This is a genomic window from Methylobacterium sp. C33D (assembly GCF_053345825.1).
Map to the genome: position 1 here is coordinate 63,604 of NZ_JBKFAV010000035.1, position 6,000 is coordinate 69,603.

A 6,000-nucleotide genomic window follows, 5' to 3' on the forward strand; every position below is an offset into this window, starting at 1 on the left:
ACGAAGCCGCACCCGGCGGACCGGGCGCGGCTCGTGGATCTCCGTGCCGGCGGGGACGCTCCCCGCCCGGCTCAAGCGGCCTTCTTGGAGGAGGCCGGCTTGGCGGCCCCCTTGTTGGCGGCGACCTCGGCGAGCTTCGCGGCCAGCTTGGCGTCGAGCTTGCCCGAGGCACCGAGCGGCAGCTCGATGTCGAGGCCGAGGGTCGAGACACCCTCGCCGCGCTCCAGGGTGACCTTCACCTTGTCGGGCTCCACCGCGACGTGGTTGGCGATCACCGCCAGGATCTCCTCCCGGAGCTGGATCACGAGGTCGGGGCGACCCGACTCCGCGCGCTCGTGGGCGAGGATCAGCTGCAGGCGGTCGCGGGCGACCGCGCCGGAGCTGCGCTTCTGGAACAGTCCCAGGATGCTCACGCCGCCCTCCGCATGAACAGCTTGTCGAGGAAGGACTTGCGCTCGACCGGCAGGCTCATCGGCACGGACTCGCCCTTGAGCCGGCGGGCCGCGTCGGCGTAGGCCCGCGCCGGGGCGCAGAGCGGGTTGTTCAGCGTCACCGGGCAGCCGAGGTTCGAGGCGCGCAGCACCTCCTGGCTCTCCGGGATGATCGCGAGCAGCGGGATCGACAGGATGTCGAGCACGTCCTCGGTCTTGAGCATGTCGCCGCGGTCGGCCCGCAGCGGGTCGTAGCGGGTGAGGATCAGGTGCTTCTCGATGTCCTCGCCCTTCTCCGCCTTGGCGGTCTTGGAATCGAGGAGGCCGATGATCCGGTCGGAGTCGCGCACCGAGGAGACCTCGGGGTTGGTGACGACCACCGCCACGTCGGCGTGGTGCATGGCGAGCTGGGCGCCGCGCTCGATGCCGGCGGGGGAGTCGCAGATCACCCAGTCGAACTTCTCGCGCAGCTCGTCCATCACCCGGGCGACGCCCGCGTCGGTGAGCGCGTCCTTGTCGCGGGTCTGCGAGGCCGGCAGCAGGTGCAGAGTCTCCAGCCGCTTGTCCTTGATCAGCGCCTGCGGGAGCTTGGCGTCCCCGTTGACCACGTTGATGAGGTCGTAGACGACCCGGCGCTCGGCGCCCATGACGAGGTCGAGGTTGCGCAGGCCGACGTCGAAGTCGACGACGCACACGCTCTGACCACCCTGGGCCAGGGCCGCTCCGAGGGCCGCGGTCGTCGTCGTCTTGCCGACGCCGCCCTTGCCCGATGTGACGACGAGAACCTTTGCCACGCGTCGATCTCCCTTAATCCAGGCTTGCCATTCGGATGTTGCCGCCATCGAGCCAGACCTGGGCGGCCTTGCCGCGCAGGGCCGTGCCCATGTCCTCCGCCGTCCGCACGAGGCGGTCGATCCCCAGCAACTCGGGTTCGAATTTGCGGCAGTAGATTCGTGCGCGCGGGTTGCGCGCGGCTCCGGCGATCGCGCGACCGCGCAGGGCGCCGTAGACGTGGATGGAGCCGCCGGCCAGGATCTCGGCCCCCGAGGAGACCGAGCCCATCACGGTCACGTCCCCGGTCGGGTTGATGACGCTCTGGCCGGAGCGGACCGAGCCCTCGACGGTGATCGAGGTGACCACCTGCGGCTCCGGCTCGGCCGGGACGCTCGGGATCTCGACCTTCTCGGACGGGTGCCCCTGGACCAGCAGCGGCGGCAGACCGTCCGCGACCGCGTCGGCGCCCTCGATGCCCAGGACCGCGATGCCGCGGGCTTTGAGCTCGTTCATCAGCGTCTCGAGCGCGTCCGGCTCGGGCTTGAGCTGGGCGCAGTCCAGGATGACGGCCCGGCCTTTCAGCAGAGTCGGCGAGCGCTTGAGCGCCGCGTCGAGACCCGCGAGCCACTCGGGAAGCGGCGGCTCGGGGCAGAGGGCCAGGGCCTTGAAGGCCCGTCCGCGCAGGCTGAGCGGCCGGGGCGCGGAAGGAGCCGCCGCTCGGGCGGTCTCCGGTTCGATCGGCTCGGGGAGGGTGTCGCTCATGTCCGCCCGTTAAGAGTCCTTACCGGACCATTGACGGCGGGTATGGTTACCGAAGGGTTAAGTTTCTGATCCGGTCGGCAAATTCTGCCGGGATCCTGGTATCGGGGCAGCGGAGGACGGTCTCGCGCCCCGATCGCGGACCGTCGCGGGGGCGCGGCGCACGGTCACCCGGGCCCGCCGCCGGGCCGGACGCGGCCTTCGGCCGACGGCCCGGACGCCGTCGTCGGCAGCCCCTCAACCCCGCTCGAACAGGTTGAGCTTGATCGCGTCCTCGAGCAGCCGCACCTCCACGGCCTGCCCGCGGAAGGCCGGGTCGAGGTCGTCGGCGGCGCGGTAGAGCCCGTCGATCGCCACCAGCTCCGGCTCGAACCGCCGGCACCAGATCCGGGCCGCCGGGTTCCCGGCGGCGCCGGCGATCGCGCGGCCGCGCAGGGCGCCGTAGACGTGGATCGAGCCCCCCGCGATGACCTCGGCGCCCGACGCAACGGCGCCCAGCACCGTGACGTCGCCCTCGAGATGCAGCACGGTCTGGCCGGAGCGCACGGGCGCGTCGAGGATCAGCGAGCGGGCCGTCTCCCTGGCCTGCGGCTCGGCCGGTGCGGGTGCGTCCGCGGCCGCCTCGTCCGGAGCGGCGACCTCCCCCGCGGGCCGCCCGCCCGACAGGGCGGGCGGGGTTCGGGAATCCAGGAGCGAGGCCGCCGCGCCCTCGATCCCCAGGATCGGGATGTTGCGGGCAGCCAGCTCGGCGAGCAGACCGTCGAGATCCTCGCGGTTGAGCCGCAATCCGGACAGGTCGAGGATCACCGGCCGGCCGGCGAAGAAGTTCGGGGCGCGGCGGTTGAGGGCGTCGAGGTCGCCGAACCAGTCGGCCACCGGGGGGATCGGCGCCAGGACGGTGGCCATGAAGGAGCGGCCGCGGAAGCGGATCGGCGGGCGCGCCGGCTCGGATGTCGGCTGGGTCACGGGCGTGTTCGGTGTGCGCGGAAGGGATGGTCCGCATCCATGGGACGGCGCCGCGCCGGGAGCAATCCCGCAAGGCCCGATGTGACGCCTTGGCGGGCCCGCCGGCGCGTTTCTGTTGTAGAGAGGGCCGGCAGCCGAGCCGGACCGGACCGTTGAGCAGCGCCACCTCGCACGCCCCCGCCCCCTTCGTCGTCGATGACCTGACCCGCGCCAACCAGCGGCGGGCGGCCGACCCGCGCGCCTCGGCCTGGGTCTCGGCCAATGCCGGCGCGGGCAAGACCAAGGTCCTCACCGACCGGGTCGTGCGGCTGCTCCTCGACGAGGCGCCGCCCGGCCGGATCCTGTGCCTGACCTTCACCAAGGCCGCCGCGGCCAACATGGCGATCCGCGTCTTCCGGCTCCTCGGCCGCTGGGTGACGCTGGACGACGAGACCCTCGCCGCCGAACTCGCCGAGCTCACCGGCGAGCGCGCCGGGCCCGAGCGCCTGCGGCTGGCGCGCCGCCTGTTCGCCCGGGCGGTCGAGACGCCGGGCGGCCTCAAGATCGAGACGCTGCACGCCCTGTGCGAGCGGCTGCTCCACATGTTCCCGTTCGAGGCGAACGTGCCGGCCCGCTTCGTGGTGCTCGACGAGGCCAAGGCCCGGGAACTGTTCGACATCGAGATGGCCAACGTCCTGGCCGACGCCGTCGCGAACGGCGACACGCCACTCAGCGCCGCCCTCGCGCGGGTCACGCCGGAAGCGACCGGCGACACCCTGCGGGCCGCGATCCGGGCGGCCATGCGGGCGCGGAGCTTCATCGGGGACGCCGCCGGCCTGGAGCGTGCCTTCGGGCGGCTGCACGGGGCGCTGGGACTGGCGGCCGAGGAATCCGCCGAGCGGATCGAGGCCGCGATCCTCGAGGGCGGTCCCGGGTGCCGCCCGGGGGAGCGCGCCGCGCTCGTGGCCGCGCTGCGCACCGGCAAGGCCAACGACGAGAAGCTCGCCGACGCGCTCGAGGCCGCCGAGGCCGAGCGGCTCCGCTCCGCGGACCTTCCCGACCGGGCCGAGGCGCTCGCGCTCTACCGCGCGGTCTTCTTCACCCAGAAGGACGAGCCCAAGGCCGACAGCAGCCTCGGGACCAAGGCCGTGCCGGCCGGCGCCAAGGCGGCGCTGCTCGCCGAGCGGGACCGGCTGGATCCGCTGTTCGACCGCCTGCGCGCCGCCCGGGCCCATGCCCGCACGCAGGCGCTGTTCCAGATCGCCGCCGAGATCCACCGCCGCGTCGAGGCCCAGAAGGCGCGCCTCGGCGCCCTCGACTTCGACGACCTGATCCACAAGGCGCTGGACCTGCTCGGCCGCGTCGGCGCTGGCTGGGTCCTGTACAAGCTCGACCGCGGGATCGACCACGTCCTCGTCGACGAGGCGCAGGACACGAACCCGGAGCAGTGGGCGATCCTGCGGGCGATCACGCAGGAATTCGCCGCCGGCGAGGGGGCGCGGATCGGCAGCCGCACGCGCTTCGCGGTGGGCGATCCCAAGCAGTCGATCTACGGCTTCCAGGGCGCGGAACCGCGGGAATTCGCCCTGACCCGCGCGTCCTGGATCGCGGAATCGCGCTCGGCCGGCCTGACCTTCGAGGACGTGCCGCTCACCCTGTCGTTCCGCTCGACCGACCTCGTCCTGCGCGCCGTCGACGCCGTCTTCGCCCTCGACGCGCACAACGAGGGCCTGTCGTTCGAGGACACGGTGCGCACGACCGTGCATGCCAGCGCGCGGCCGGGCGCACCCGGCGCGGTGGAATTGTGGCCGATCGCCGAGCCGGAGCCGGCCACGGAGCCCGATGCCTGGACCGCCCCCGTGGACGCGCCGGAGACCAGCGCCCCGGCGATCGTCACCGCCCGGCGGGTGGCGCAGGCGGTGCGCGCCTGGACCACCGCGGGGGACGCCACCGGCCGGATCTGGCGCCCCGGGGACGTCCTGATCCTGGTCCGGAAGCGCGGACCGGCCTTCGAGGAGGTGATCCGCGCCCTGAAGGGGCTCGGCGTCCCGGTCGCCGGGCAGGACCGGCTCGAGGTCTCGGCCCACATCGCGGTGGCCGACCTCGTCGCCGCCGGCCGGGCGGGGCTCCTGCCGGCCGACGACCTGACCCTCGCCACCGCCCTCAAGACGCCGCTCGTCGGCCTCACCGACGAGGATCTCGTGCGGATCGCCGCCCGCCGCGACCTCGCCGAGACCCTGGAGGATGCCCTGCACCGCCACGCCGCGGCCGGCGACGCGGCCGCGCGGCGCGGGCTCGCGGCCCTGTCGGGCTGGATCGCGCTGGCGGGGCTCCACGGCCCGTTCGGCTTCTACGCGCGGCTCCTCGGACCGCGGGGGGGCCGGGCCAAGCTGGTCGCCCGCCTCGGCGGCGAGGCCGGGGACGCGATCGACGTGTTCCTCGCCGCCGCCGCCCAGGCGGAGACCGGCGAGGACGCCCCGTCGCTCGGCGGCTTCCTCGCCCGCTACGTCGGGGCCGAGGCCGGGCACACGGTCAAGCGCGACCTCGAATCGGGCCGCGACGAGGTCCGGGTCATGACGGTCCACGGCGCCAAGGGCCTGGAGGCGCCGGTCGTGGTGATCCTCGACGGGTGCGAGCCCCTCGGCCGCAACGACCCGCCCCTGCTGCCGCTCCCGGCGACGGAGGTCGCCCTGCCGCCGGTCTGGTCGGGCGGGCGGACGCAGGACTGCGCCGCCACCGACGCGGCGCGGGCGGCCCTGCTCGCCAAGGCCCGGCAGGAGCACAACCGCCTGCTCTACGTCGCCATGACCCGCGCGGCCGACCGGCTGATCGTCGCGCCCTTCCGCGGCCACGAGCGCGAGACCGAGGCGGCGTGGTGCCGGATGATCCAGGCCGGCCTGGAGGCGGCGCTCGGCGCGGGCCGGGCGCTGGAACTCCCCTACGGGCCCGCGACCCTGTGGCAGGACGGCGCCCCGCCGGATCCCGCGCCCGCCGCGGCGACCCCGCCGGCCGGAGCGGCGGCCGGGCCGGAGCCGGACTGGCTGCGCAGCCCGGTGCCGCCGGAGCCGGCCCTCGCGGCCCTGAGCCCGTC

General features: G+C 74.4%; 5 protein-coding genes. 1 reads left to right on the top strand and 4 read right to left on the bottom strand.

Features of this window, described 5'->3' with window-relative positions; genetic code table 11:
* Window positions 1–71: 71 nt before the first annotated feature.
* The 4 genes from minE to minC (ACLBXO_RS24145) form a co-directional block, all read right to left on the bottom strand.
* Window positions 72–413, bottom strand: a complete 342-nt coding sequence (gene minE, locus ACLBXO_RS24130) for a cell division topological specificity factor MinE (RefSeq protein WP_100251864.1) — start codon at window positions 411–413, stop codon at window positions 72–74.
* Complete coding sequence (gene minD / locus ACLBXO_RS24135; protein ID WP_331317099.1) at window positions 410–1,225, bottom strand: septum site-determining protein MinD; 816 nt, start codon at window positions 1,223–1,225, stop codon at window positions 410–412. The genes minE and minD overlap by 4 nt, the downstream gene beginning before the upstream one ends.
* A gap of 13 nt (window positions 1,226–1,238) precedes the next feature.
* Entirely contained in the window at window positions 1,239–1,967 is a 729-nt protein-coding gene (gene minC, locus ACLBXO_RS24140; protein ID WP_447686960.1) for a septum site-determining protein MinC, read from the bottom strand.
* Between the two features lie 234 nt (window positions 1,968–2,201).
* Complete coding sequence (gene minC, locus ACLBXO_RS24145; protein WP_331318598.1) at window positions 2,202–2,870, bottom strand: septum site-determining protein MinC; 669 nt, start codon at window positions 2,868–2,870, stop codon at window positions 2,202–2,204.
* 212 nt (window positions 2,871–3,082) lie between these two features.
* On the opposite strand from minC (ACLBXO_RS24145), the gene addA reads away from it, so the two are divergent.
* Window positions 3,083–6,000, top strand: a 2,918-nt coding sequence (gene addA / locus ACLBXO_RS24150; RefSeq protein WP_447686961.1) for a double-strand break repair helicase AddA, incomplete at its 3' end; no start/stop codon positions are given.

Coding starts and splice junctions, on each gene's coding strand:
- minC (WP_447686960.1), bottom strand. CDS start 1,967: ATGAGCGACACCCTCCCCGAGCCGATCGAACCGGAGACCGCCCGAGCG.
- minC (WP_331318598.1), bottom strand. CDS start 2,870: ATGGCCACCGTCCTGGCGCCGATCCCCCCGGTGGCCGACTGGTTCGGC.